This is a genomic window from Stappia sp. TSB10GB4 (genome assembly GCF_900185745.1).
Taxonomy (GTDB): domain Bacteria; phylum Pseudomonadota; class Alphaproteobacteria; order Rhizobiales; family Stappiaceae; genus Stappia.
Map to the genome: position 1 here is coordinate 60,007 of NZ_FYAV01000047.1, position 25,091 is coordinate 85,097.

A 25,091-nucleotide genomic window follows, 5' to 3' on the forward strand; every position below is an offset into this window, starting at 1 on the left:
CTCAAGACCAAGCCAGACAAGATGAAGATCCTCCATTTCAGCGATATCCATCTGACCACGCCGGGGCACACGATCCAGGGCCGTGACCCGAACGCCAGTTTCGAGCGCGCCCTCGGCCATGCGCTGGCCGACCATGGCGATGCCGAACTGCTGGTGATCACCGGAGACCTTTCCGACTGGGGCGACCGGGCGGACTATGAACGCCTGCGCGACCGGCTCGCCAACCTGCCCCTCCCCATCGCGCTGTGCATCGGCAACCACGACGACCGCCCGACATTTCTCGACATATTTCCCGAACTCGCCGACCCGAACGGCTTCGTGCAGAGCGTGCGCGACGTCTCGGCGGGGCGCTGCCTAATGCTCGACACCTGGGAACCGCAGACCCATTCCGGGCACTATTGCGAAGCCCGGCTGGCCTGGCTCGAGGCCCGGCTTCGCGAACATGACGGCCCGTTCTTCCTGTTCATGCACCACAATCCGTTCCCGACCCATCTCGCGCCGCTCGACAGGATCGGCCTTGCCGACGGGAGGGCATTCCGCGACGCCGTCGCCCGCCACCGCGACCGGATCCGGCACATCTTCTTCGGGCATTGCCATCTGCCGCTGGCCGGCTCGACCGCCGGCGTGCCGACAACCTCGCTGCGCGGCACGAACCATGCCGGCATCGCGCTGTTCCGCGAACGCGAACTCTTGTCCAGTTCGGACCTGCCGGCGAGCTACGGAGTCGCGTTCATCGCAGCCGATCATGTCTGCGTACACATGGTCGAGTTCGGCTATGACGGCCCCGTGCGCACGGAGGGCAATCCGGATTACGCGGCGTGGAACCGGGAGACGATGGTGCGATGATCTCGGTGCAAGGCTGGCGTTGCGATCCGGCGAGAAAGCCTTCCAAATAGGGTGGAAAATTCGCCCACTCCCATATGGCGGACGCGGTCGCCGTCGCGCCGGAGCACGATCTCCATCTTGGCGAAGAGCGGCTTTGCCTGAGCCCCAGCGGCGTGAGCGAAGATCGACGGCGCGGAAGGTCTCCGCACCGCCGTTGCAAAGGTCAGATGACCTCGACCTTGCCGGTGGCGATATCGTAGAGCGCACCGACAACGCGCACCTTGCCGCCGGCAACGGCCTCGGCAACGATCGGGCCGGCGGCCTTCAGTTTTTCGACATTGTGCAGAACATTGGCACGGGTCGCGGCGGCGAGCGGATCGGCGGGCTTGTCGGCGAGCGCCGCCTCGACGCCCGGCTTCAGCATGCCGACGAGTTCCGGCAGGTGACCCGGCAGTTCCGTGCCCTCTTCCACCACGCGGATGGTCGCAGACACGGCGCCGCAGTTGGTATGGCCCATGACCACGAGAAGCGGGATGCCGAGCACGGCAACGCCGTACTCGATGCTGGCAAGCCCGCTGATGTCCACAAAGTTGCCGGCAACCCGCATCACGAACAGTTCGCCCGGCCCCTGATCGAAGAGAAGTTCGGGGGCGACGCGCGAATCGGCGCAGGAGAGAATTCCGGCGAAGGGGTACTGAGCTCCGGCACGCGCGGCGCGGCCGACCGAGAAGTCGCCGTTGCATCCGGCGTTGGCGACATAGCGCGAATTGCCCTCGACCAGCCGCGCCAGCGCGTCCTCTGGGGAAATGTCGTTGGGTGCGCTCGTCGCCTGCTCGGCGGCGGCGCTGCCCGGCAACGCGAAACCACCGGCGAAGGCCGTCGTCGCCGCCGCTGCCCCAAGTCCCAGCAGGCCGCGTCGCGACAGGGCGTAATGGTCAATCTCGCACATTTCTGGATCCTCCCCCAGCGTGCCGACACGGGCGTGCCGGCCTCCCGACCGCGCCATGGAGACGCATGCTCGACACATCCGCCGATCAGCCGGTTTCACGGCTACAACTAGACATGCCCTGTCTCAACGGGGGGTAAACCTTGCAGAACGAATGAGATGAAAACTGATGCTATGAGGTTCTGACAATCGGTGCTGGCGACAGGCGCCCTCGGCCGGAGCGCGCAAGACGCATTTCACCCGGAAAGGCGCCTTGTTCCTCCGCCAGCCCCCTCACGATCAGTGAGGGCGCTTCGGCTTGCGGTTCTTGTGCTTCGGCGGCTTGCCGCGATCGGTTGCCGGGGCCCTCTCCGGAGCCTTGTGCTTGCGGGCCGGCTTGCCGTCCTGCTTGAATTTCGGTTTGGATTGCCTCGGCGCTGCGCGCATCTCGCCGACAGGCGCGATCCTGATGCCCTTCTCGAGACTGCCAGGCTGCAGGATCTGCCAAGCGTAGCTACCAGCCTTGTCGGCGGAAATCTCGAAACGGGTTTCGCTTTCGTCGATCTTGATCGCGCCGACATCTCGTTTTGTCACCCCGCCGGCGTTGCAGATCATCGGCAGCAGGAACTTCGGGTCGGCGCGGTGCCTGCGCCCGAGCGAGATGGTGAACCAGACGCCGTCCTCCATGCTCGGGCCACGCGGCTCGCGGGTCGGCGCATGGTCCTCGCCGGACCGACGGACACGGTTGCCGGGACCACGGCTCTGCAGCGCTTCGGCAGGAAGCGGCAGGAGGTCCTCCGGAACCGGATGCGCGGCCAGGTTCTGGCGGAGGAACGCGGCCGCAATACGCTGCGGTCCGACCCGCTCCAGCAACTCGGCCACGAAATCCGCCTCCTGCTCATCGGGTTCCGCCGCCGAGACGGCGGCATCCAGGATCTGCCGGCGGTAGCGGGCCTCAATCTCCGCAATGCCGGGAGCCGCACGCATGGTCGCGGTGAGCTGCGCCATTGTCAGAACGCGATGCGCTGCCCCACGCCTGTTTTCGGGAACAATGAGCACGCAGATGCCCTTTCGGCCGGCGCGCCCGGTGCGCCCGGACCGATGCAGCAGGGTCTCCGGTTTGCTCGGCAGGTCGGCGTGGACCACGAGGTCGAGGTTGGGAAGGTCGATGCCGCGCGCCGCCACATCGGTCGCAACGCAGACGCGCGCGCGTCCGTCACGCATGGCCTGGAGCGCGTTCGAGCGCTCCGATTGTGCCATCTCGCCCGAAAGCGACACCACCGAGAAGCCGCGATTGACGAGGCGCGCCGTGAGGTGGCGAACCGCTTCGCGCGTGTGGCAGAACACCAGGGCGCTCTTGCTGTCCGACTCCAGCAGCGTGTTGATGATTGCGTGCTCGCGCTCGTCGCGCCGCACCAGCATCACCTGATAGTCGATGTCGGCATGCTGGTCGGTGGTCGCGAGCGTCTCGACACGCACCGCATTGGTCTGGACCGTCTTGGCGAGTTCGGCAATGCCCCGCCTGACGGTCGCCGAGAACAGAAGCGTCCGGCGGTCCTTGGGAGACGCGCCGAGGATGAATTCCAGGTCGTCGCGAAATCCGAGGTCCAGCATCTCGTCGGCTTCGTCGAGCACCACCGCGCGAATGCCGCCAAGGTCCAGCGCACCCCGCGTGATGTGATCACGCAGGCGGCCGGGCGTGCCGACGACGAGGTGGGCGCCCCGTTCAAGCGCGCGGCGTTCAGTGCGGATGTCCATGCCGCCGACGCAGGTCGCGATCCTGATCTGCGTCGCCGCATAGAGCCAAGCGAGTTCCCGTTGAACCTGAATGGCGAGCTCGCGCGTCGGCGCGATGATCAGACCCAGCGGCGCGGCCGCAACGTCAAAGCGTGTCGCGCTGCCGAGCAGGGTCGACGCGATGGCAATGCCGAAGGCGATCGTCTTTCCCGATCCGGTCTGCGCCGAGACAAGAAGGTCGGCGTCGCCATACTCTTCGTTCGTCATCTCCAACTGGACCGGCGTCAGTTGGCTGTACCCCTTCGCGGCCAGAGCGGACGCAAGGGCCGGATGTATCCCGGCGATCGGGGATGTGGAGTTGGGATCGTTATTCGGCGTCATGGTCACCATCTTTGCGAACTGCCGAATATCATAGCGTCGGCGCTTTGGGCAGCGATTGTTGGGGGATCATCGTCCACCGGCGCCCCGGGGTGGACGGGCCTCTCCCATCGGTCAGGGGCGACGGCCCGCACATTCACCACGACCGCCGCTGCCGCGCAAGTGCCGCGGCCGAAACAAAACGGGCGGCGCCGCCGGCGCCGCCGCTGTTCCTGTCCTGTTGTCATGAACAGCGCAACCCGGATCACCCCTCCGCCAGCAGTCCCTCAACGTAAGGGGCGAAGCTGCGCCAGCACTCCAGGACGAACCTGTCGCTGCCGGTGCGCCACAGCACGATCTCTGCCTTGGTGAAGAGCGTGCGTGTCACCATGCCGACCGGAAAGGCGACGGGGTCGAGATCGAGGAAGACATGCGCGTTGAGAAGGTCGGCAACACCCGGCCCTTCCAGCAGCAGCGCGATGTTGCGCTCCGACACGTCGACCAGCGAGTGCGGCGTGTCGCCGAGCACGGCGGCAAGCTCGCCGGCAAGACTGCGGGCGAGCCCATCGACAGCCTGCGGTCCGTCGGCGGCCGGACGGGCGAGCAGAAGCCATTCGTCCGGCCCCTGCCAGAGCGCAGCGCGATCGCCTGCCCTGCCGGCCGCAAGCGGAGTCTGCGGCAAGGACACGCCGAATGCCTCCCCGACTTTCGCTGCCGCGCCGGAATCGCCCCGGAACACGAAGCGGACCAGCGGACCGGCGCGGTGAAGGGCGGTGCCCGCAGCGGCATGCGGCGGCAGAGCAAGGGCCTCGGCGGGCGCATGAAACAAGGTGTCAGACATTGAGCCGGCTTCCTTCCGGATCGACGAAGAGCGGCGGGACCACCTCGACGGCAATCGCGCCATTCGGCATCGGCACATGCAGGATCTCGCCGTGGCGGGCACGGCCGTTGGCGATCATCGCGAGCGCGATGGGCCGACCGGCAGCGGCCGACATGTAGGACGAGGTGACATGGCCGAGCGCGGGCGTGCGCGGCGCCGGATCGGCCTCCGCCGTGACCTGGGCGCCCTCTTCCAACAATGCCCTGCCGTCCCTGGTCAGCAGACCGACGAGCTGCTTGCGGCCCGGCGCGACGAGATCCGGACGCGCGAGCGAACGTTTGCCGACGAAATCGGGTTTGGCCTTGCCGATGGCCCAGGCCATGCCGACATCGTCCGGCGTCACCGTACCGTCGGTCTCCTGGCCGACGATGATATAGCCCTTCTCGGCGCGCAGGACGTGCATCGTCTCGGTGCCGTAGGCGCAGCCGCCAAGCCGCTCGACATTGGCGAAAACCGCCTCCCAGACCTGGCGCGCGCGAGACGGCGGCACGTTGATCTCGTAGCCGGCCTCGCCGGTGAAGCTCATACGGAACAGGCGGCAGGGAATGCCCCCCATGACATGGCCCTCGCGCACCGACATGTGCGGCATCGCTTCGGTGGCAAGGTCGATGTCGTCGACAAGCGGGGCAATCGCCTCGCGCGCCTTCGGCCCCTGCACGGCGATCACCGCCCACTGTTCGGTGGTGGAGGTCAGCCAGACCTTCAGGTCCGCCCATTCGGTCTGGAGATAGTCCTCCATATGGGCGAGGACGCGCGGCGCGCCGCCGGTCGTGGTGGTGACGTGGAAACGGTCCTCCTTGATGCGGCCGACGACGCCGTCATCCATGATGAAGCCCGCCTCGTTGAGCATCAGCCCGTAGCGCAGGCGTCCGATGCCGAGCTTCTTCCACGGATTGGTGTAGATGCGCTCGAGGAACTCCGCCGCGTCGGGTCCGGCCACCTCGATCTTGCCGAGGGTCGAGGCATCGAAGAGGCCGACGCTCTCGCGCACGGTGCGGCACTCGCGCAGCACCGCCGCATGCATGTCCTCGCTGCCCTTCGGGAAGTACCAGGCGCGTTTCCACAGCGAGACGTCCTCGAACGCCGCGCCTTTCGCCGCCGCCCAATCGTGGATCGGCGTCCGGCGGACGGGATCGAACAGATCGCCGCGCGAGGTCGTCGCCAACGTGCCGAAGGTCACCGGCGTGTAGGGCTGGCGGAAGGTGGTGAGACCGACCTGCGGGATCTCGTTGGCCAGCGCCGTGGAGGCGATCGACAGCGCATTCATGTTGGACAGGCGGCCCTGATCGGTCGCCATTCCGGTCGTGGTGTAGCGCTTGATGTGCTCGATGGAATGCATGCCCTCGCGCACGGCGAGCTTCACGTCCTTGGCGGTGACGTCGTTCTGGAAGTCGACAAAGGCGCGTACGCGAGCCGGGTTGCGATCATGCGGCACGGCACCGAGCCACCATCCGGTCGACGCGTCGCCTCCGCTGGCAGAGAAGGTCGGGACATCCGCCGGGCTTCCGGTCGCGGCTTCGGCCGCCTCGGCGCCTGCGCGCGCGCCGTCGGCGAGCACCAGCGCCAGACCGTCGATGCCGCGACAACTGCCGGCCGAACGCTGCGCCTGCACCGGATCGCCCGGCAGGAAGGCGCCCTTTTCGGGATTCCAGTCGAGCTTGCCCCGCGCCTGCGAATGCAGGCTGACATTGGGCGTCCAGCCGCCGGAGATCAGCAGGCAGTCGCAGGCGAGACTGCCGGCGGACGACACTGTCTCGCCGACGAGGCGGCCGAGGAGGACGACCTGGACGCGTTTCGATCCCTTGACGCCGGTCACCGTGCAGCCGGTTTCCACCCGGATCGCCAGCGCGCGGGCACGCTCCTTCAGCAGCGGATCGACCTCGCCGCGCATGTCGAGGATCGCAACCACATTGCCGCCGAGCGCTGCGATATCGAAGGCGGCGCGCCAGGCGCTGTCGCAGGCGGTGGCAACCGCAATCGCACGGCCCGGCAGAACGCCATAGCGGTTGGCGTAGATGCGGCCGGCTTCGGCCATCATGATCCCTGGACGGTCGTTCTCCGGGAAGACCAGCGGTCGCTCGATCGCCCCGGTGGCGAGCACCACCTGACGGGCACGAACCTGCCACAGGCGCTCGCGCGGCAGCGACGGGTCGGGACTGGCGAGATGGTCGGTGACGCGCTCGGCAAGGGCGACGAAGTTCTGGTTGAAATAGCCGAAGACGGTGGTGCGCGGCAGCAGGGTGACCCGGTCATTGCCGGCAAGTTCGGCCATCACGGCCGATACCCATGCGGTGGCGGGCTGGCCTTCGATCTCGGCCCCCGCCTCATGCAGCAGCGAGCCGCCCGGTTCGGCCTGCTCGTCGGCCAGGATCACCCGCGCGCCGGCGCGGGCAGCGGCGAGCGCGGCGGCAAGGCCCGCCGGGCCGCTGCCGGCGACGAGGACATCGCAATGCGCGTAGCGGTTGGCGTAGCGATCCGGATCCGGTGCGGTCGGCGCCTTGCCGAGGCCGGCAGCCGCCCGGATGAACGGCTCATAGACCCGGTTCCAGAAGCTCTTCGGCCACATGAAGGTCTTGTAGTAGAAGCCGGAGACGAAAAGCGGCGAGAGACGGTCGTTGACCGCGCCGATATCGAAGCCGAGCGACGGCCAGCGGTTCTGGCTGACCGCCACCAGCCCCTCGTGGATATCGACCTGGGTGGCGCGCAGGTTCGGCACGCTCTGGCCGGCCGCGGCCGCCGCCGCGGATTTCGCGACCCCGACCAGCGCATTGGGCTCTTCCGAGCCGGCGGTGAGGATGCCGCGCGGGCGGTGATACTTGAAGGAGCGGCCGACCAGATGGATGCCGTTGGCAAGCAGGGCCGAGGCAAGCGTATCGCCGGCCCGGCCGGTGAGCGTCCTGCCGTCGAAGGTGAAGGTCACTGGCACGGCGCGGTCGATGCGCCCGCCTTTCGAGGTGCGGAAGGAACGGGTCATCTTCCGCCCTCCCCGCCGGTCGCGGAAAGGTCGGGCCGTGGTTCGCCGGTCTTGTAGACGGCGATGAAGCGATCGCTCACCGTGTCGCGCAGCGCATTGAAGAAGCGGCCGCAGCCATGGACGTGGCGCCAGCGCTCGGCCATCACGCCCTTTGGGTTGGTCCGCATGTAGAGAAACTCGGCCCATTGACGATCGTCGAAATCGGCCGGCTGCACGGGACGGGCGATATGCGCCTCGCCGCCATAGCGGAACTCGATTTCGGGACGGTCGACGCCGCAGCAGGGGCAGTGGATCAGAAGCATCGGCTCGCCCCTAGATCTCGGTCTTGTGTGCCGCGGTCTCCGGATCGCCGGTGTTCGGCGTCCCGGAAGGCTCGATCAGCAACAGGTGGGTTTCAACTTCGGCGACCGGGCAATGCTCGACGCCCTTGGGCACGACAAACAGTTCTCCGGGCCCGAGCGTGACATCGCCGTCGCGCATCCGAATGGTCAACCGGCCCGACAGCACCTGAAAGAAATCGTCGGTGTCGGGGTGCGAATGCCAGGTGAACTCTCCCTTGACCTTCACCACCATGAGGTCGTGACCGTTGAACGAGCCGACGATCTTCGGCGACCAGTGTTCGGAGAACAGAGCGAGCTTCCCGGCAAGATTCACTGCCTGATGCGTCATGTCGGGCCTCAATGCGCGACGGCGGCGGCAGCCGCCTCGTCGATGAGCCGGCCGGTGCGGAACCGGTCCAGCGTGAAGGGGGCGTTGATCGGGTGCGGCTCGTCGCGCGCTATGGTGTGGGCGAAGACGTGGCCGGAGCCGGGCGTCGCCTTGAACCCGCCGGTGCCCCAGCCGCAATTGACATAAAGGCCGGGCACCGGGGTCTTGCCGATGATCGGCGAGCGATCCGGCGTGACGTCGACGATGCCGCCCCAGTTGCGCATCATGCGCATGCGGCGGAACATCGGGAACAGTTCGCAGATCGCATCGACCGTGTGCGTGGTGATCTGCAATCCGCCGGTCTGGCTGTAGGAGACATACTGGTCGGTGCCGGCGCCGATCACCAACTCGCCCTTGTCCGACTGCGAGATATAGGCGTGCACCGTGTTGGACATGACCACGCAGGGGAAGCAGGGCTTCACCGGCTCGGACACCAGCGCCTGCAGCGGGTTGGATTCCAGCGGCATCCGCACGCCGGCCATGTCCATGACGACCGAGGTATGGCCGGCGGCAACGACGCCGATCTTCTTGGCACCGATGAACCCGCGCGAGGTCTCGACCCCGGCGACCGAACCATCCGGGTGCCGGCGAATGCCGGTAACAGCGCAGTTCTGGATGATGTCGACGCCGCGCTGGTCGGCGCCGCGTGCATAGCCCCAGGCGACCGCGTCGTGACGGGCAACGCCGCCCTTGCGCTGGAGCGCCGCACCCAGCACCGGATAGCGGATGTTGCGACCGATGTTGAGCGGCGGGCAGAACGCCTTGGCCTCCTCCGCGCTCAACCACTCGTTCTGGACGCCGGCGAGGCGGTTGGCGTGGACGTGACGCTTGAAGACCTGGATGTCATGCACCGTATGGGCGAGCATCATCACGCCGCGGGCAGAGTACATCACGTTGTAGTTCAGCTTCTGCGACAGGTCCTGCCACAGGTCCATCGCGTGGTCGTAGAGCGCCTCGCTCTCTTCCCAGAGATAGTTGGAGCGCACGATGGTGGTGTTGCGGCCCGTATTGCCACCGCCGAGCCAGCCCTTTTCCAGCACGGCGATGTTGGTGATGCCGTGCTCGCTCGCGAGATAATAGGCGGTGGCAAGACCATGACCGCCGGCCCCGATGATGACAACTTCATACTCCGGTTTCGGATCAGGCTTGCGCCATTGGTGGCCCCAGTCCTGATGGGCGTTGAGGGCCTTCAAGGCCAGGTCCCAGAAGGAGAAACGTGTCATGCGGTCCTCTTGCCGGTGGCGGCTCATGCGGAGGCGGAATGCCGGTCGCCGGCAGGCCACGTCTGCACGCCATCCGCTCTGTTGTGCAACCGATCCGGCGGCCGGTCTTGCGGAAAAACGACATCCCGTCGAGGCTTTGCGTCGCATCCGCGACAGTGGCAAAAGACCGCGGGTCAGGCTCTTCTCACCAGCCGAACGGCTCCAGCCAGCAGGATGCCCGCCCAGCCGAGGATCATCAAGCTGCCGCCCGTCGGCGCCGCCATCGGGAACAGCCGATCGCCCAGCATCACCCGCGAGGTCAGATCCCCGGCGAACAGAGCAAGACCAACTGCAAGCGCGAGCGTTGCGACCGCAAGAACGCCGTGCGGACCGGTGGCACGCAGCGCCGCCAGCGCCAGAAAGGCCGGCGCATGGAACAGCAGCATGTTGGCCGCGCTCGACAGCAGTTCGCCGCCCGGCACATGCGCTGCCATCGCCGACAGGGCGACGCCTAATCCGCCGGAAAGGCCGGCCAGCAGCAGGAGACCGCCATTCGCCCGGTCGCCACGAAACGGCGCGGAAATATCGGGAGCGCTCATGACGGTCACTCGCGGGACAGGGTGATGTGATCGGCCGACCAGTGGCCCGGCCAGACCTCGGCGCCGCCCGCGCGCAAGGCCCGGATCGCCGCGACCGGGACATCGGCAACCAGGAACGGCTCTTCGCCGCGCGTGCCGCCAACAGGAGCGATTTCCGCGACCACGCCGCGATAGCCGAGCGACGGCTCGCACGGGACATAGAGCGCGGCGCCCGAAACGTTGCTGTCGTTCTGGGTCGTGCCGGGCGAGGCGCCGACAACGCCGCAGACGGCGACCGAGCACATGAGTTCGACCGCGCGCGCCTTGGCACAGCCGAACACCCGGTTGTAGCCGGCGAGGCTCGATGTCATTGAGGGCACGATGAGAAGGTCTGGCGCCTCGCGGGCGATCAGGCAGGAGAGCGCCGGCATTTCGACGTCGAGGCAGATCAGCATCATCATCGACAGGCCGGCGACCTCGAAGCGGATCACCTGGTCGCCCGGCGTGACATACCAGCTTTCACGGTCCAGTTCGAAAGGCGTCAGTGCCAGCTTGTCGTGGGAGATGCTCCGACCATCGGCGATCAATGCGACGGCACGGTTGACGAAGCCGCCCCGACCATCGGCTGCCGGCATGGAGCCCGCCACGAGGGTGACCGCGTGTTCGGCAACCAGAGCCTTCAGGTCGGGCATCAGGGCTTCGGCCTCGCCGGCCATGAAGGCGAGTTCCGATGTCGGTTTCAGGCCTTTCGGCTTCCAGGCGAGAAAGGCTTCGCTCAGATATTCGGGAAGTACAAGGAGCTCGGCGCCCTGGGCATGGGCGCGGGCGAGCCTTTGCGAGATGCCGGCGAGGAAATCCTCGCGGCTGCGACCGCCCTGGCCGAGATTGAAGGCACAAAGCGCAAGGCGGAAGGTGTCGGGAGAGGAAGGCGTGTTCATGGAGCCGGATGCTGGCCCCATCGACTGCCACAATCAAGGCGACAATTTGCGCCGGCGATCAAAAATGCCGGCGGCGAACACAAGCTCAGTCGTTGGAGACGAGGACCTTGGCCGCCATCAGCAGGCTGACAAGAATGAGACCCGCGCGCAGCGGGGTCACGGCGGGCGCGCGCTCCGGCACCACAGCGGTGACGCCCTGTGCCTGCAGGCGCCGCAAAGCCCGTTCCGCGTTGTCGGCAGCAGTATCGACTTCGGCCATCAAATGACGCAACTGGGCCCGAGGTGACATGATTCCATCCCGCAATTCCATCCTGGCGCACGCTAGCGCGGGCGGGGTTTCGCCTTCCTTAACACGGCAGGAAATGCCGATGGGCAGAAGATTCCGCCTCGGATGCGCCTACAATCTCGAACGCTGCGGGTCAGCGACGTCGATCACGCGCAGTTGCACCCGCTCCTGGCCCTGCCAGGTATCCAGGGATAGCGCCCCGGCAACGTGCAGCGCGCTGCCACGCCCGCCCAGGATCGCCTGGCCGAGCGGTGTGTCGGCGGCTTTGAAGGCGATGGCCTTCAGCGTGCTACCGCCACCATCGGCGAGCGTCAGGCGGACGTGGCCCTTGCCGACCGTGTCGGCGAAGGTGATGCGGTGGCTGGGAAAGGCGAAGACCGGTTCGGGATGGCCGGCACCGAACGGGCCGGCGGTCTCCAGCATATGCAGCAGATCGGCACTGGCCGCTCCCGCCGTCAGGGCGCCATCGATCTTCAGCTCCGTTGCCGAGCGTGCGGCGGCGACATCCTCGGCAAGGGCTGTCTGCATGAAGGCGGCAAGGTCGTCCAGCCTATCGCGGCGTACGGTGAGGCCGGCGGCCATGGCGTGCCCGCCGCCCTTTTCCAGGATCCTCTCGTCGACGGCGCGGCGTACGGCGGCGCCAAGGTCGACACCAGGAATGGACCGTCCGGAGCCGGTTCCCTTGCCGTCGACATCATAGGCAATGGCGAAGGCCGGACGGCGGTAGCGTTCCTTGAGGCGGGCGGCGACGAGGCCGACGACTCCGGGATGCCAGTCCGGCGACCCGGTGAGCAGCACCGCCGGATCGTCCCGCTCAAGGGCGACCGTGGCCTGGGCGTCGCCCTCCAGCAGCATTTCCGCCTCGATGGCCTGACGCTCGGCATTCAACCCGTCGAGCCGCTCGGCGATCGCGCGGGCCTCGTCCATATCGTCGGTGGTGAGCAGCCGCGCGCCGAGTGCGGCATCGCCGATGCGTCCGCCCGCATTGATGCGCGGGCCGATCATGAAGCCGAGGTGATAGGGCGTCGCCCGGCCGTGGACGCGCGACACGTCGCCAAGCGCGGCAAGGCCGGCATTGGCCCGGCCATGCATGGCGAGCAGTCCCTTGCGCACAAAGGCGCGGTTCAGACCTTTCAGCGGCACCACGTCGCAGACCGTGCCGACGGCGACGAGATCCAGCAGCGACAACAGATCCGGCTCGCGTCTTGCACGGAAAAGGCCGCGTCGGCGAAGCTCGCGGTTCAGTCCGACGAGAAAGAGGAAGGTGACGCCAACGGCGGCAAGATGGCCGAGGCCGGAGAGATCGTCCTGTCGGTTCGGGTTGACCAGCGCGGCAGTGGCGGGCAGTTCCTCCCCGACCTGATGGTGGTCGAGCACCACCACATCGAGGCCGACAGCGCGGGCCTCGGCGAAGGCCTCGAAGGAAACGCTGCCGCAATCGACGCAGACCAGCAGCCCCGCCCCCTCCTCCCGCAGCATGCGGATGGCCGGTCCATTGGGACCGTAGCCCTCGATGATGCGGTCAGGAATATGGATGCGACTGGCGATGCCGAGGGCGGCGAGATAGCGCGACAGCAGCGCGGACGAGGTGGCGCCGTCCACATCGTAATCGCCGAAGATCGCGATGCGCGCGCCGGCGGCCACTGCATCGGCGACGCGGGCGACGGCCGGTTCCATGTCGCGCAACGACAGAGGATCCGGCATCAGGTCCTTGATGGTCGGGTCGAGAAACCGCTCGGCCGCCTCAAGCTGGACTTCGCGGGCGGCCATCACCCGTGCGACGACTTCCGGAACGCCGAGACGCTGCGCGATCGCCAGCGCCGTCGCGCCCTGCCCCTGTGTCAGCCGCTCCCGCCAGGTCCGCTCACCGGCGGAGCGGGCAACGCCGAGAACGCGGCGGCGCCCGTCATCCGTCAAGCCGGTCTGGTCGATGCCGGGCATCTGGCGGGATCGGCCTCCGTCCTTCAATCGAGGTGGAACTTGTCGAGCTGGGTGTGGCGCGCCTTGATATAGCGCACCGTACCCGTCGCCGCGCGCATCACCACCGTGTGCGTGGTGATCTCGCCGCGCCCGAAGCGCACGCCTTGCAGGAAGTTGCCATCGGTGACGCCGGTTGCGGCGAAGAGGACGTCCTCGCCGCGCGCCATCTCTTCCATCGTGTACTTGCGATGGATGTCGTCGATGCCCATGCGGTGGGCCCGCTCGACCTGCTCGTCGCGGGTGATCACCAGACGCCCCTGCATCTGGCCGCCAATGCAGCGCAGCGCTGCCGCCGCCAGCACGCCTTCCGGCGCACCGCCGATGCCCATGTAGATGTCGATGCCGGTCTCGTCCGGATCGGTCGTATGAATGATGCCGGCCACGTCGCCGTCGCCGATCAGACGCACCGCGACGCCGGTGGCGCGCAGATCCTCGATCAGCCGGGCATGGCGCGGACGGTCAAGCACGCAGGCGGTGATCTCGGCGACCGGCACGCCCTTGGCCTTGGCCAGCGCGTTGATGTTGTCGGCCACGGGCGCGTCGAGATCGACCAGATTGGCCGGATAGCCCGGACCGATGGCGATCTTTTCCATATAGCTGTCAGGCGCGTTGAGCAGACCGCCCTTCGGCGCCATCGCGATCACAGCCAGCGAGTTCGGCAGGTTCTTGGCGCAGATCGTCGTACCCTCGAGCGGATCGAGGGCGATGTCGACCTCCGGTCCCTCGCCCGTGCCGACCTTCTCGCCGATATAGAGCATCGGCGCCTCGTCACGCTCGCCCTCGCCGATTGTCACCGTGCCGTCGATCGGCAGGCGGTTCAGCTCCCGGCGCATGGCATCGACCGCGGCCTGGTCGGCCGCCTTCTCGTCGCCGCGGCCGCGCAGGCGGGCAGCGCCAACGGCCGCACGCTCGGTGACGCGGGCGAGCTCCAGGGTCAGGATACGGTCGAGTGCTTCGCTGTGAAGGTCTGCGGTGCTGGGCATCAGGTTTCCTCGAAAGGCGCTTGGCGGGGCGGTTCGGTCAGCCGAGTTTCTCGATGCGGATGAGCTGCGGGGTGCCGGCGACGACATTCTGCGCGGAGATCGTCGCGAGCGCCCGCTTCACCGCGGCCTCGGTGGTTTCATAGGTGATCAGGATCACCGGTTGCGGAGTGTCGCCGTGCGGGGTCTGGTCGCCGACGCGGCGGGTTCGGTCGCGCTGGACGATGGACTCCAGCGAGATTCCCTCGCCGGCCATGATCCGAGCGATCTCGGCGAAGGCGCCGGGACGGTCATAGACCGCAAGGCGGATGTAGTAGCCGCCCTCATGCATACGCATGCGCGCCGCTTTGTAGGGCGAGAGCCTGCCGACCGGGCGGCCGAGAGCAGGAATGGCAAGGCCCCGGGCGATATCGGCGATGTCGCCCAGCACCGCCGAGGCAGTGGCGTTGCCGCCGGCACCGGGCCCAACCAGCACGACTTCGCCGACCGCGTCGCCGTCGATGGCGACCGCATTCAGCACCCCGTCGATGCGGGCGATGGCCGAGGCACGCGGTACCATGGTCGGATGCACGCGCTGTTCGATGCCGCTGTCGGTCTTCTGGGCAACTCCCAGGAGCTTGATGCGGTAGCCGAGTTCGCCTGCCGCCTCGATATCGGCGCGGGTGATCGAGGAAATGCCCTCTATGTAGATTGCATCGATGTCGATCTCGCTGCCGAAGGCAAGCGAGGTCAGCAGCGCCAGCTTATGGGCCGTGTCGAAGCCTTCGATGTCGAAGGTCGGATCCGCCTCGGCATAGCCAAGGCGCTGGGCGTCAGCGAGGCATGCGGAGAAGTCGAGCCCTTCCTGCTCCATCCGGGTCAGGATGTAGTTGCAGGTGCCGTTGAGAATGCCATAGACGCGCGAAATGTCGTTGCCGGCGAGCGACTCGCGCACCGCCTTGATGACCGGGATGCCGCCGGCTGCCGCCGCCTCGAAGGCAAGGCTGACGCCGTTTTCCTCAGCAAGACGGGCCAGTTCCACCCCATGGCGGGCGAGCAACGCCTTGTTGGCGGTGACGACATGCTTGCCGGCGGCCAGAGCGGCGCGGACACTCGTCTCGGCCGGGCCGCTGTCGCCGCCGATCAGTTCGACGAAGACGTCGATCTGCGGTGAAACAGCGAGGTCCTCCGGCCGGTCATGCCAGACGATGCCGGACAGGTCGAGGCCGCGATCACGGGAGCGATCGCGCGCCGAGACGCCGGTGACGGTGACGGGACGACCGCAACGGGCGGCGAAAGTGTCTGCCTTGCGGCCAAGCAGGCGGACGAGAGAGGCACCAACCGTTCCAAGGCCGGCGACGCCGACGCGCAATTCAGCTTTCATGAAGATCGCGATCCGTTTGAGGAGTGGCGCGCCGCAAGACGCGACACGCCCTTAACCCGAGGCTCCGATGGGGATGACGTTGTGCAATTTTTCGTCCGCCGTTTCAAGGAAGCGACGCAAGCTTCTTGCCGCCTGGCGGATGCGCTGCTCGTTTTCCACCAGAGCGATGCGGACATGGGTGTCGCCATACTCACCGAAACCGAGACCGGGGGCGACGGCGACGTCGGCATGCTCGATCAGCAGCTTGGAGAACTCCAGCGAACCGAGGTGACGGAACTTCTCCGGGATCGGCGCCCAGGCGAACATGGACGCTTCCGGCGCGGGCACCTCCCACCCGGCGCGGCCGAAGGACTCGACCAGGATGTCGCGCCGCTTGCGATAGGTCTCGCGCGCCGCAACGATGCAGTCGTCCGGCCCGTTCAGCGCGGCGGAGGCCGCAACCTGGATCGGCGTGAAGGCGCCGTAATCGAGATAGGATTTCACCCGGGCGAGTGCGGCGATCAGCCGCTCGTTGCCGACGGCGAAGCCCATCCGCCAGCCGGGCATGGAGAAGGTCTTCGACAGCGAGGTGAATTCCACCGCCACATCGATGGCACCCGGCACCTGCAGGACCGAGGGCGGCGGCGTCGAGCCGAAATAGATCTCCGAATAAGCGAGATCGGAGAGCACGAAGATGTCGTGCTTCTTCGCGAAGGCGACGACATCGCGGTAGAACTCGATATCGGCCACATAGGCCGTCGGATTGGCCGGATAGCACAGGATCATCGCGATCGGCTTGGGGACCGAATGGATCAGCGCCCGCTCCAACGCGTGAAACACCTCCGGTCCGGGCTCGGACGGGATCGATCGCAGCACCGCGCCGGCCATCAGGAAGCCGAAGGCGTGGATCGGATAGCTGGGATTGGGCACCAGCACCACATCGCCCGGCGCGGAAATCGCCTGCGCCATGTTGGCGAAGCCTTCCTTGGAGCCGAGGGTCGCGACGACCTGGGTCTCCGGGTTGAGCTTCACCCCGAACCGGCGCTCGTAATAGGCCGCCTGCGCCCGCCGCAACCCGGGAATGCCCTTGGACGCCGAATAGCGATGGGTCCGGGGATTCTGGACGGTCTCGGTGAGCTTGTCGACGATGTGCTTGGGCGTCGGCAGGTCAGGATTGCCCATGCCGAGATCGATGATATCTGCGCCTGCCGCGCGTGCCTTCGCCTTGAGCCGGTTGACCTGTTCGAAGACATAGGGCGGCAAGCGCCGCGTCTGGTAGAACTCTTCCATGGTCCAATCCTCACCCGCAAAGCGTGGTCTGCGCGCGCCTCTCGTCCGGGCGCATATGCGGCATCGGCCTGTGCACGACGCCGAACGCCGGCTACATACCAGTGGCCGCGCCGCCGCGCATCGGCAAAAAGGCCTGCGCGCCAAAATATCCGCGCCTGCTGCGACCGAAGACGCCGGCTGCCTTACGAAGCGGGATCAATCGCTGCTGCCGTCCGCCTCGATCTCGGAAATGGCACGGGCACCGTGGCTTTCGCCAAGCTTCTTGAGCTGGATGACGCTACTGGCGTTTGCCGGACGGGATGCCCCGCCGCGCGAGCGGGCAATCTCCTGGAGACGGGTCCGGGTTGCCGCCGCCGCATCCTCGGTGAGCAGCCCATCGGGGCTGCGGATCGGCGCCGCAACCGCAGCGCCCTGCCCCACCCCTTCGATCGTCCCCGTCGGCCCGTAGGCGACCGGAGGCGTCGCGGCCGGCAGGCTCGTAGCGGGGATCGCGACCTCCGGCGAGGGTACACGCGCAGTGGTCGCGGGCGCCATCAGGCCGCTGCGGGAGACGCCTTCCGGCTCCAGAGCGTCGACCAGCGTACCGGAGGGCGCATAGGCGCACCCGGCGAGAAGCGCCGAGGTCAAAACAGTGGTGAAGACCGTTGCACGCATGTAACCGTGGTCCTGCACGAATTTCGCGAATGTCACCGCTTGCAAGCTGACCGGGACGTACGACATTGTAAGCGCCTTGTCCAACTTGTCAGTCTTGCGTCATGAAGAACTATTATGGGGTCAAGCGGACACGGGGTGCAAACGAAGGCCGCAAATGAGGTCCGCCAAGACCCGCCTGGGTTGCGGACACAAAGACGACCGGGACCCGAAGTGGAGGATACGCCAGGGATGACTGACGAGAAGACCAGTCCGCTGTTGCAATATATCGTCAAGAATCCGGAGGCTTTTGCGCAGAACCTGGGACGCATCATCGAGAATGCCGGGCGCGCCATGGCGGCCTATGTGGAGCCGCGCGAAAAGGGCGAGATCAAGCCCGAGACCAGCGACGAACTGACGGTGATCTTCAAGACCCTGGCGCAGGTCGGCGAATATTGGATGTCCGACCCGCAGCGTGCGCTGGAAGCGCAGACGCGGCTCTGGGGCAAATATATCGACCTGTGGAACTCGTCCCTGAAGCGAATGATGGGAGAGCAGGCCGCCCCCGCCGCGAGCCCGGACCCGCGCGACAAGCGCTTCGGCGATCCGGAATGGAGCGAGAACCAGTTCTTCGATTTCGTGAAGCAGCTCTATCTCATCACCTCGCAATGGGCCGAGCAGATGGTGGTCGAGGCGGCGGATCTCGATGAGCACACCCGCCACAAGGCGGATTTCTATGTCAAGCAGATCGCCAATGCGCTGTCGCCGTCGAATTTCGTGCTGACCAATCCGGAACTGCTGCGCGAAACGCTGGAGTCGAACGGCGAGAACCTCGTGCGCGGCATGAAGCTGCTGGCCGAGGATATCGAGGCCGGCAAGGGCGACTTGAAGATCCGCCAGTCCGATCCGACCAAGTTCCGCGTCGGCACCAACCTGGCGCTGACGCCGGGCAAGGTCATCGCGCAGAACGACGTGCGCCAGTTGATCCAGTACACGCCGACGACCGAGACGGTGTTGAAGCGGCCGCTGCTGATCGTGCCACCCTGGATCAACAAGTACTACATCCTCGACCTGACCCCCGAGAAGTCGTTCATCAAATGGGCGGTGGACCAGGGACACACGGTCTTCGTCATCTCCTGGGTGAATCCCAACGAGAAACAAGCGCAGAAAAGCTTCGAGCACTATATGCGCGAGGGCATTCTGGAATCGCTCGACGTGATCCGAAAGGCGACGCGCGAGGAGCAGGTGAACGCCATCGGCTATTGCGTCGGCGGTACGCTGCTGGGCGTGACGCTCGCCTATATGGCGGCAACGGGCGATGATCGCATTGCCAGCGCCACCTTCTTCACCACGCAGGTGGATTTCACCCATGCGGGCGACCTGAAGGTCTTTGTCGACGAAGAGCAGATCCAGGCGCTGGAGCGGCGCATGGGGGAGAAGGGGTATCTTGAAGGCTCGAAAATGGCCTCGGCCTTCAACCTGTTGCGCTCCAACGACCTGATCTGGCCCTATGTGGTCAACAACTATCTGAAGGGCCGCGAGCCCTTCCCCTTCGACCTGCTGTACTGGAACTCCGATTCCACCCGCATGCCGGCGGCGAACCACTCATTCTACCTGCGCAACTGCTACCTGGAAAATCGGCTCAGCAAGGGCACGATGGAGATTGGCGGCGAAAAGCTCGACCTCGGCAAGGTGAAGATCCCGATCTACAACCTTGCCACCCGCGAGGACCATATCGCTCCGCCGCAATCGGTGTTCGTCGGATCGCAGTGCTTCGGTGGACCTGTCGATTATGTGCTGTCGGGATCCGGGCACATTGCAGGCGTCGTCAATCCACCCGCCAGGAACAAGTACCAATATTGGACCGGCGCGCGCCCCAAGGGGGTCTACGAGGACTGGCTCGCCAAGGCGAAGGAGCACCCCGGGTCGTGGTGGCCACATTGGGACGGCTGGATCCGCAAGCTCGACGGCAATACCGCAAAAGCCCGCAAACCCGGCGCCAACAGGGTCAAGATCATCGAGGATGCACCGGGCAGCTACGTCAAGACGCTTTCCTGAAGCTGCAGCTTTTCGAAACCATATCGGGCATCACCGGTGGCACGCGGCGGCCACCTGCGCTAGACTTCCGGGCTTGAGGAAACGCTTGACCCGCACCCGCGCATCCCCTGACAGGGGCCAGCCGGCCGGGTCCGCGAGAGATGCGAGAGATGCGGCAACAGGCCAGACCACGGCCGAGATCGGGGCGCTATTCGGTCTATCGGCCGATGAATGCCGGACGCCTGCGGATGCTTGGCATGGATGCGGACGTTTGGCTCCGGCACGCGAGCGGCTGGAGCGTGTGGACTCGCTTTGCCACCCTGCCCCTGCTCTATCTCGCCGTCTGGTCGCATGGCTGGTTCGGCTGGCCGCTGGCCGGCCTGTCGATCGCCACCGTCTGTCTGTGGCTGTGGCTCAACCCGCGCATCTTTCCTCCGCCACGCCGGCTGAACACCTGGCACGCACGCGCCACCTTCGGCGAGCGGGTGTGGCTCAACCGGGCCGTGGTCCCGATCCCGACCGACGACAACCGCAGAGCCATCCTGCTGTCGCTGGCGACTGCGGTCGGCTTCGCGATGGGCATGTGGGGCGCCTTCACACAGAACCTGCCGGTGCTCATCGCCGGCACTATCGTGACCTACGTGGCGAAGATCGCGTTCCTTGCAGGCATGGTGGCGCTCTACGACCGGATGCGCGACGCCCATCCGGTCTATCGTTCCTGGACTGTCGTTCCCGACAACGACAACGCCTCGCGCCAGGATCTCGATCGCCGCACGGCATCGTGACCGTTCACCTCGTTCAGGGCCGCCAACACGCGCTGGCACGCAGCCGCTTCAGTGGGCGGCGCGCGTCAGCACCGTGTCGAAGCGCTGCAGCGCCCAGTCGACCTGGTCGGCCGTGATCACCAGCGGCGGGGCGATGCGGATCGTATGGTCGTGGGTGTCCTTCGCCAGGATCCCCTGGGCCCTCAGTTCCTCGCAATAGCCGCGCGCGCCGCCAGCCTCGGGATGAAGCTCGACGGCCAGCATCAGGCCGCGCCCGCGCACGTCGCGCACCGCGTTGGAGCGGATCGAGCGCAGGCCCTCGATGAAGCGCTGCCCCTGCCTTTCGGCGTTTTCGATCATGCCTTCCTCGACCAGCACCCGAAGCGCGGCACGAGCAACGGCACAGGCAAGCGGATTGCCGCCGAAGGTCGAGCCATGCTCGCCCGGCTGCAGGACGCCCAGCACTTCCGAATTGGAGAGCACGGCCGAGACCGGATAAAAGCCGCCGGACAGCGCCTTGCCGACCAGCGTGACGTCCGCTTCGATGCCTTCGTGTTCCTCGGCCAGCAACTTGCCGGTCCGCCCCAGTCCCGTCTGGATCTCGTCGAGGATCAGCGTGACGTTATGCGCGGTGCAGAGCTCGCGGGCACGGGCGAAATAGCCGGCCGGCGGGATCAGGATGCCGGCCTCGCCCTGGATCGGCTCGACGAGGAAAGCGACGGTGTTCGGGGTGATCGCCTGTTCCAACGCATCGGCATCGCCGAAGGGTACGACGCGGAACCCCGGCGCAAAGGGGCCGAAGCCGGTACGCGCCACCGGATCGGTCGAGAAGCCGACAATGCCGAGGGTACGGCCATGGAAGTTATTGGCGCAGACGATGATCTCGGCCTTCTCCCGCGGTACGCCCTTGACCTCATATCCCCATTTCCGCACCGCCTTGACGGCGCTTTCCACGGCTTCGGCGCCGGAGTTCATCGGCAGGATCTTGTGGGCTCCCGTGAGCCTTGCCAGATCTTCGTAGAGAAGCGCCAGTTGGTCGTTGCGGAAGGCGCGCGAGGTCAGCGTCAACTTCGCTGCCTGTTCGGTCATGGCCGCAAGAATCTTCGGGTGGCAATGCCCCTGGTTGACCGCCGAATAGGCCGCAAGGCAATCCATGTAGCGGTTGCCGTCGACGTCCCACAGCCAGACGCCCTCACCGCGGGTGAGCACGACGTCGATCGGCTTGTAGTTATGCGCTCCGAGCTGGTGTTCGGCGGCGATATAGTCTTCGGGCAGGCGGGTCACATTCGTCTCCATTGATTGGGGCAGCGTCAGGCAAAAGCCTGGGTCGGGCGGTCCATGACGTCCTGGCCGAAGAGGCTGGCGACCAGTTCGGCAAGCGCGATGGCACTGCGGCCGCGTTCGTCGAGGAAAGGGTTGAGTTCGACGATGTCGAGCGACACGGTGACGCCGGCATCCTCCAGCAGTTCCATCACCAGATGCGCCTCGCGATAGGTGGCGCCGCCCGGCACTGTGGTTCCGACGCCGGGCGCAATGCCGGGATCGAGGAAGTCCACATCAAGCGATACGTGAAGAACGCCGTGGTCTTGACTGATTTTCTTCAGGAAGTCACGCATAAGAAGGGAGACGCCGTTCTCGTCGATCTGCCTCATGTCGCAAACGGTGACACCACGGCGGCGCAGCAGTTCGCGCTCCTGCGGATCAATCGACCGGGCGCCGAAGACGCACATGCGGGACGGATCCACGACCGCCCGGGGAGCGTCCCCCATCACGGGGAACAACTCCCCCTCGCCGGCAGCGAGCGCCAGCGACATGCCGTGCAGATTGCCGGAGGGCGAGATGGACGGCGTGTTGAAATCGGCATGGGCGTCCAGCCAGAGCACATAGAGCGGCCGCCCCTTCTCCTGCCAGTAGCTGGCGACGCCCGACAGCGATCCCATGGAGAGCGAATGGTCGCCGCCCATGAACACCGGCAGATAGCCCTCGTCGCACAGGCGCCGCGCCTCGCACGCCAGCGGCCGCACCCAGGAGGCGACCACGTCCGGCACATGCGCCTTGCCCGGCAGGTGAAGCGGAGCAATCGTCTTGAGGGCAAGCGGCGTCACGTCGCCGAAATCCTTGACGGACCAGCCGAGTGCCTCGAGCCGCTCGGCGAGCCCCGCGACGCGCAGGGCAGCCGGCCCCATCGCCGCGCCGCGTCGACCCGTGCCCGCCTCCAGCGGTACGCCAAGAAGCGCGATCGGCTGTGTCCTGTCGGTCGACATGCGTCTGTCTCCTGCCTGCTGTCTCATCCATCAAGGATCCGCCGGGCGATTGAATCCGGCGGCTGTCAGCAACAGCGTAGCTCAGGATGGATGATGTCCGCATGAAGAGTGAGCGAACAGGTGAAAATTCGTCAGATTGTCGGTATGATCCGACGATCTGAGAAGATCTGCCTAGCAAAGTGATAAGATGGACGACCTGGACCGCCGACTCATTGCCTTGTTGCGCCACGACGCGAGGCTTCCTGTCGCCTCGCTTGCGGCCGATCTCGGCGTGTCGCGGGCAACGGTGAAGGCGCGCATCGACCGACTGACGGAAACGGGGGTCATCCAGGGTTTCACCGTACGCCTGCGCAGCCATGAGGCTGGCGGGCGGGTGCGGGCGATCATGATGATCGAGGTGGAGGGGCACCGGGCGGAATCGGTGGTGCGGCGACTGCAGGGCTTTCCGGAAGTCCGCGCGCTGCACACGACCAACGGTCGCTGGGATGTGGTCGCGGAATTGGAAACCGACACGCTGGAGGCATTCGATCGGCTGCTCTCCACCGTCCGCTTGCTCGACGGCATCGCCGGTTCCGAAACCAGCATCCTGTTGTCGTCACGCAAAGGGTGACCCAACCTCAAACGCAAACGGCCCGCCAAGGGCGGGCCGTCGAATATCGCAAGGTGATCGGTAAAGATCAGCGCTTGGAGAACTGGAAGCTCCGGCGCGCCTTCCGGCGACCGTACTTCTTGCGCTCCACGACGCGGCTGTCGCGGGTCAGGAAGCCTTCCTTCTTGAGGATGCCGCGCAACTCCGGCTCGTAATGGGTCAGAGCCTTGGAGATGCCGTGGCGCAGCGCGCCGGCCTGGCCGGACAGACCGCCGCCGGACACGGTGGCGATGACGTCATACTGGCCGTCGCGGTTGGTCAGGACGATCGGCTGGCGCAGGATCATCTGAAGGACCGGACGCGCGAAATACGCGGAGTAGTCCTTCTTGTTGATGGTGATCTTGCCGGTGCCGGGCTTGATCCAGACGCGCGCGATGGCGTCCTTGCGCTTGCCGGTGGCATAGGCGCGGCCCTGGGCGTCCAGCTTCTGGACATGCACCGGGGCTTCGGCCTGGGCAGTGCCCAGAGCGCCGCCGAGATCTTCGAGGGACTGGAGCTCAGCCATGGATTAGGCCCTCTTTCCGTCGTTCTTCGCGTTGAAAGCCTTGAAGTCGACCGGAACCGGCGACTGGGCCTCATGCGGATGCGTGGCACCGGAATAGATCCGGAGATTCTTGAGCTGGGCGCGGCTCAGCGGACCACCCGGCATCATGCGCTTCACAGCCTGCTCAAGCACACGCTCGGGGAAACGACCCTCGAGAATGGCGCGGGCGGTGCGCTCCTTGATGCCGCCGGGGAAGCCGGTGTGCCAGTAGTACTTCTTGTCGTAGTACTTCTTGCCGGTCAGCACCGCCTTGTCGGCGTTGATCACGATGACATTGTCACCGCAGTCGATATGAGGCGTGAAGGTCGGCTTGGTCTTCCCGCGCAGCGTATTGGCGATGAAGGCGGCCAGGCGGCCGACGACAACGCCTTCTGCGTCGATCAAGATCCACTTCTTCTCGACCTCGGCCGTCTTGGCAGAATAGGTCTTCATCGCTGTGGTCCGTCTTTGGTCGCGGGCGCCGCGATCAGTGCGGATCACCCGAGGTCAAGCAAAACGGGCCCCGAAACGGGCCCGCTTCCTGTCGGCGGAGGATGTACGCGGCTTCGCAGGCACTGTCAATGCACTTAAAAACGCCATCGCCAAAAATATATCATTAAAAACAATGGATTAGAAAAACGGTATATATATACCACACAAAATCGAAGGCTTTTCCGCCCGTCAGCGGGGCGGAATCGAGTAGGTGGCTGTTGCGTGGGCCACCAGGTCGCCCCCTGCCCGGCCGGCAATGCCGCATTCGGTGACGGCAAGGCGCTTGCCGAGCTTCAGCAGCCGACAGGTGCCGACAAGGTCGCCGGGTTCGGGTTTGCGCAGGAAATTCATGTTGAGATTGGTGGTGACGGCCAGCGCGACGGGACCAATATGCGCCAGGATCACCGCATAGGCGGCGAGATCGGCGAGCGCCATCATGGTCGGCCCAGAGATCGTTCCCCCGGGCCGCAGATGCTTGTCCGTAGCCTTCACGGACAAGACCGCCTCGCCCGGCGTCACCGCCTCGATTTCGTAGATGCGGCCGTCCGCATGGATCTGCGGAAACTCTCGATCCAGAAAGACGTTGAGCTCGGCGACGGTCATGATCGGCTGCACGGATTGCGTTCCTTCCCTGGGGATCTTTCTCTTTTGACGCTTTCGTTAACGTAAGCCGGAAAAGGCGACAAGTCCCAGGGGCAACGAAGGTCCGCTTTGTCGGGCCTGCGGCTTG

Annotated in this window: 24 protein-coding genes; 4 read left to right on the plus strand and 20 right to left on the minus strand. The window is 66.1% G+C overall.

Annotation, left to right across the window (positions count from 1 at the left end; all coding sequences use genetic code 11):
* Positions 1-21 precede the first annotated feature (21 nt).
* A complete protein-coding gene (locus TSB10GB4_RS10665; protein ID WP_186395749.1) occupies positions 22-846 on the plus strand; it encodes a phosphodiesterase in 825 nt (274 codons plus the stop codon).
* A gap of 202 nt (positions 847-1,048) precedes the next feature.
* Here TSB10GB4_RS10665 and TSB10GB4_RS10670 read toward each other — a convergent pair whose 3' ends face one another.
* The 15 genes from TSB10GB4_RS10670 to TSB10GB4_RS10740 all read right to left on the minus strand — a co-directional run bounded on the left by TSB10GB4_RS10670 (position 1,049) and on the right by TSB10GB4_RS10740 (position 17,656).
* Positions 1,049-1,774 (minus strand): carbonic anhydrase, encoded by a 726-nt coding sequence (locus TSB10GB4_RS10670; RefSeq protein WP_186389516.1) that lies wholly within the window; start codon positions 1,772-1,774, stop codon positions 1,049-1,051.
* Between the two features lie 276 nt (positions 1,775-2,050).
* Entirely contained in the window at positions 2,051-3,868 is a 1,818-nt protein-coding gene (locus TSB10GB4_RS10675) for a DEAD/DEAH box helicase (protein ID WP_186395863.1), read from the minus strand.
* Positions 3,869-4,109: 241 nt separating this feature from the next.
* Positions 4,110-4,685, minus strand: coding sequence for a sarcosine oxidase subunit gamma (locus TSB10GB4_RS10680; RefSeq protein ID WP_186389517.1), 576 nt, complete (start codon positions 4,683-4,685; stop codon positions 4,110-4,112).
* On the minus strand, positions 4,678-7,698 hold the full coding sequence (locus tag TSB10GB4_RS10685; protein ID WP_186395750.1) for a sarcosine oxidase subunit alpha family protein: 3,021 nt from the start codon (positions 7,696-7,698) through the stop codon (positions 4,678-4,680). The genes TSB10GB4_RS10680 and TSB10GB4_RS10685 overlap by 8 nt, the downstream gene beginning before the upstream one ends.
* Positions 7,695-8,000: a sarcosine oxidase subunit delta gene (locus TSB10GB4_RS10690; protein WP_186395751.1), complete on the minus strand. Its 306-nt coding sequence runs from the start codon at positions 7,998-8,000 to the stop codon at positions 7,695-7,697. The genes TSB10GB4_RS10685 and TSB10GB4_RS10690 overlap by 4 nt, the downstream gene beginning before the upstream one ends.
* A 10-nt stretch (positions 8,001-8,010) precedes the next feature.
* Entirely contained in the window at positions 8,011-8,367 is a 357-nt protein-coding gene (locus tag TSB10GB4_RS10695) for a cupin domain-containing protein (RefSeq protein WP_186389520.1), read from the minus strand.
* A gap of 8 nt (positions 8,368-8,375) precedes the next feature.
* Positions 8,376-9,629, minus strand: coding sequence for a sarcosine oxidase subunit beta family protein (locus TSB10GB4_RS10700; RefSeq protein ID WP_186395752.1), 1,254 nt, complete (start codon positions 9,627-9,629; stop codon positions 8,376-8,378).
* A 173-nt stretch (positions 9,630-9,802) separates the two neighbouring features.
* The gene (locus TSB10GB4_RS10705; RefSeq protein ID WP_186395753.1) at positions 9,803-10,207 is read right to left on the minus strand and encodes a DUF423 domain-containing protein; all 405 of its coding nucleotides are present in this window, start codon (positions 10,205-10,207) and stop codon (positions 9,803-9,805) included.
* 5 nt (positions 10,208-10,212) lie between these two features.
* Positions 10,213-11,124, minus strand: coding sequence for a nitrilase-related carbon-nitrogen hydrolase (locus tag TSB10GB4_RS10710; RefSeq protein ID WP_186395754.1), 912 nt, complete (start codon positions 11,122-11,124; stop codon positions 10,213-10,215).
* 85 nt (positions 11,125-11,209) lie between these two features.
* On the minus strand, positions 11,210-11,413 hold the full coding sequence (locus TSB10GB4_RS10715; protein ID WP_186395755.1) for a hypothetical protein: 204 nt from the start codon (positions 11,411-11,413) through the stop codon (positions 11,210-11,212).
* A gap of 108 nt (positions 11,414-11,521) precedes the next feature.
* Positions 11,522-13,351 carry a single-stranded-DNA-specific exonuclease RecJ gene (recJ, locus tag TSB10GB4_RS10720; protein WP_186395756.1) on the minus strand — a complete coding sequence of 610 codons (1,830 nt, stop codon included), beginning with the start codon at positions 13,349-13,351 and terminating at the stop codon, positions 11,522-11,524.
* Between the two features lie 23 nt (positions 13,352-13,374).
* Positions 13,375-14,373 (minus strand): class II fructose-bisphosphatase, encoded by a 999-nt coding sequence (gene glpX, locus TSB10GB4_RS10725; protein ID WP_186389526.1) that lies wholly within the window; start codon positions 14,371-14,373, stop codon positions 13,375-13,377.
* A gap of 37 nt (positions 14,374-14,410) precedes the next feature.
* Entirely contained in the window at positions 14,411-15,733 is a 1,323-nt protein-coding gene (locus tag TSB10GB4_RS10730) for a homoserine dehydrogenase (RefSeq protein WP_186395757.1), read from the minus strand.
* Positions 15,734-15,784: 51 nt separating this feature from the next.
* Complete coding sequence (locus TSB10GB4_RS10735; RefSeq protein WP_186389528.1) at positions 15,785-17,002, minus strand: LL-diaminopimelate aminotransferase; 1,218 nt, start codon at positions 17,000-17,002, stop codon at positions 15,785-15,787.
* Between the two features lie 195 nt (positions 17,003-17,197).
* Positions 17,198-17,656 (minus strand): hypothetical protein, encoded by a 459-nt coding sequence (locus TSB10GB4_RS10740; RefSeq protein ID WP_186395758.1) that lies wholly within the window; start codon positions 17,654-17,656, stop codon positions 17,198-17,200.
* A 228-nt stretch (positions 17,657-17,884) separates the two neighbouring features.
* On the opposite strand from TSB10GB4_RS10740, the gene TSB10GB4_RS10745 reads away from it, so the two are divergent.
* Entirely contained in the window at positions 17,885-19,690 is a 1,806-nt protein-coding gene (locus TSB10GB4_RS10745; RefSeq protein WP_186395759.1) for an alpha/beta hydrolase, read from the plus strand.
* A gap of 236 nt (positions 19,691-19,926) precedes the next feature.
* A complete protein-coding gene (locus TSB10GB4_RS10750) occupies positions 19,927-20,454 on the plus strand; it encodes a DUF6653 family protein (RefSeq protein WP_208984677.1) in 528 nt (175 codons plus the stop codon).
* 48 nt (positions 20,455-20,502) lie between these two features.
* Here the strand turns inward: TSB10GB4_RS10750 and rocD are convergent, their stop codons facing one another.
* Both rocD and rocF read right to left on the minus strand, forming a co-directional pair.
* On the minus strand, positions 20,503-21,717 hold the full coding sequence (gene rocD, locus TSB10GB4_RS10755; RefSeq protein ID WP_371328892.1) for an ornithine--oxo-acid transaminase: 1,215 nt from the start codon (positions 21,715-21,717) through the stop codon (positions 20,503-20,505).
* Positions 21,718-21,743: 26 nt separating this feature from the next.
* Positions 21,744-22,697, minus strand: coding sequence for an arginase (gene rocF / locus TSB10GB4_RS10760; protein ID WP_244570887.1), 954 nt, complete (start codon positions 22,695-22,697; stop codon positions 21,744-21,746).
* Between the two features lie 187 nt (positions 22,698-22,884).
* On the opposite strand from rocF, the gene TSB10GB4_RS10765 reads away from it, so the two are divergent.
* Positions 22,885-23,307: an Lrp/AsnC family transcriptional regulator gene (locus tag TSB10GB4_RS10765; RefSeq protein ID WP_186389533.1), complete on the plus strand. Its 423-nt coding sequence runs from the start codon at positions 22,885-22,887 to the stop codon at positions 23,305-23,307.
* Between the two features lie 67 nt (positions 23,308-23,374).
* On the opposite strand, the gene rpsI is transcribed toward TSB10GB4_RS10765, so the two are convergent.
* From rpsI to TSB10GB4_RS10780, 3 genes are all read right to left on the minus strand, one after another.
* Positions 23,375-23,851 carry a 30S ribosomal protein S9 gene (gene rpsI, locus TSB10GB4_RS10770; protein WP_186389534.1) on the minus strand — a complete coding sequence of 159 codons (477 nt, stop codon included), beginning with the start codon at positions 23,849-23,851 and terminating at the stop codon, positions 23,375-23,377.
* Between the two features lie 3 nt (positions 23,852-23,854).
* A complete protein-coding gene (gene rplM / locus TSB10GB4_RS10775) occupies positions 23,855-24,322 on the minus strand; it encodes a 50S ribosomal protein L13 (protein WP_120268039.1) in 468 nt (155 codons plus the stop codon).
* Positions 24,323-24,550: 228 nt separating this feature from the next.
* The gene (locus TSB10GB4_RS10780) at positions 24,551-24,964 is read right to left on the minus strand and encodes a PaaI family thioesterase (protein WP_186389535.1); all 414 of its coding nucleotides are present in this window, start codon (positions 24,962-24,964) and stop codon (positions 24,551-24,553) included.
* Positions 24,965-25,091 lie beyond the last annotated feature (127 nt).

Bases quoted from the DNA above. Each gene is read 5' to 3' on its own strand.
- TSB10GB4_RS10665 (WP_186395749.1), top strand. From the start codon at position 22: ATGAAGATCCTCCATTTCAGCGATATCCATCTGACCACGCCGGGGCAC.
- TSB10GB4_RS10670 (WP_186389516.1), bottom strand. From the start codon at position 1,774: ATGTGCGAGATTGACCATTACGCCCTGTCGCGACGCGGCCTGCTGGGA.
- TSB10GB4_RS10675 (WP_186395863.1), bottom strand. From the start codon at position 3,868: ATGACGCCGAATAACGATCCCAACTCCACATCCCCGATCGCCGGGATA.
- TSB10GB4_RS10680 (WP_186389517.1), bottom strand. From the start codon at position 4,685: ATGTCTGACACCTTGTTTCATGCGCCCGCCGAGGCCCTTGCTCTGCCG.
- TSB10GB4_RS10685 (WP_186395750.1), bottom strand. From the start codon at position 7,698: ATGACCCGTTCCTTCCGCACCTCGAAAGGCGGGCGCATCGACCGCGCC.
- TSB10GB4_RS10690 (WP_186395751.1), bottom strand. From the start codon at position 8,000: ATGCTTCTGATCCACTGCCCCTGCTGCGGCGTCGACCGTCCCGAAATC.
- TSB10GB4_RS10695 (WP_186389520.1), bottom strand. From the start codon at position 8,367: ATGACGCATCAGGCAGTGAATCTTGCCGGGAAGCTCGCTCTGTTCTCC.
- TSB10GB4_RS10700 (WP_186395752.1), bottom strand. From the start codon at position 9,629: ATGACACGTTTCTCCTTCTGGGACCTGGCCTTGAAGGCCCTCAACGCC.
- TSB10GB4_RS10705 (WP_186395753.1), bottom strand. From the start codon at position 10,207: ATGAGCGCTCCCGATATTTCCGCGCCGTTTCGTGGCGACCGGGCGAAT.
- TSB10GB4_RS10710 (WP_186395754.1), bottom strand. From the start codon at position 11,124: ATGAACACGCCTTCCTCTCCCGACACCTTCCGCCTTGCGCTTTGTGCC.
- TSB10GB4_RS10715 (WP_186395755.1), bottom strand. From the start codon at position 11,413: ATGTCACCTCGGGCCCAGTTGCGTCATTTGATGGCCGAAGTCGATACT.
- recJ (WP_186395756.1), bottom strand. From the start codon at position 13,351: ATGCCCGGCATCGACCAGACCGGCTTGACGGATGACGGGCGCCGCCGC.
- glpX (WP_186389526.1), bottom strand. From the start codon at position 14,373: ATGCCCAGCACCGCAGACCTTCACAGCGAAGCACTCGACCGTATCCTG.
- TSB10GB4_RS10730 (WP_186395757.1), bottom strand. From the start codon at position 15,733: ATGAAAGCTGAATTGCGCGTCGGCGTCGCCGGCCTTGGAACGGTTGGT.
- TSB10GB4_RS10735 (WP_186389528.1), bottom strand. From the start codon at position 17,002: ATGGAAGAGTTCTACCAGACGCGGCGCTTGCCGCCCTATGTCTTCGAA.
- TSB10GB4_RS10740 (WP_186395758.1), bottom strand. From the start codon at position 17,656: ATGCGTGCAACGGTCTTCACCACTGTTTTGACCTCGGCGCTTCTCGCC.
- TSB10GB4_RS10745 (WP_186395759.1), top strand. From the start codon at position 17,885: ATGACTGACGAGAAGACCAGTCCGCTGTTGCAATATATCGTCAAGAAT.
- TSB10GB4_RS10750 (WP_208984677.1), top strand. From the start codon at position 19,927: ATGGATGCGGACGTTTGGCTCCGGCACGCGAGCGGCTGGAGCGTGTGG.
- rocF (WP_244570887.1), bottom strand. From the start codon at position 22,697: ATGTCGACCGACAGGACACAGCCGATCGCGCTTCTTGGCGTACCGCTG.
- TSB10GB4_RS10765 (WP_186389533.1), top strand. From the start codon at position 22,885: ATGGACGACCTGGACCGCCGACTCATTGCCTTGTTGCGCCACGACGCG.
- rpsI (WP_186389534.1), bottom strand. From the start codon at position 23,851: ATGGCTGAGCTCCAGTCCCTCGAAGATCTCGGCGGCGCTCTGGGCACT.
- rplM (WP_120268039.1), bottom strand. From the start codon at position 24,322: ATGAAGACCTATTCTGCCAAGACGGCCGAGGTCGAGAAGAAGTGGATC.
- TSB10GB4_RS10780 (WP_186389535.1), bottom strand. From the start codon at position 24,964: ATGACCGTCGCCGAGCTCAACGTCTTTCTGGATCGAGAGTTTCCGCAG.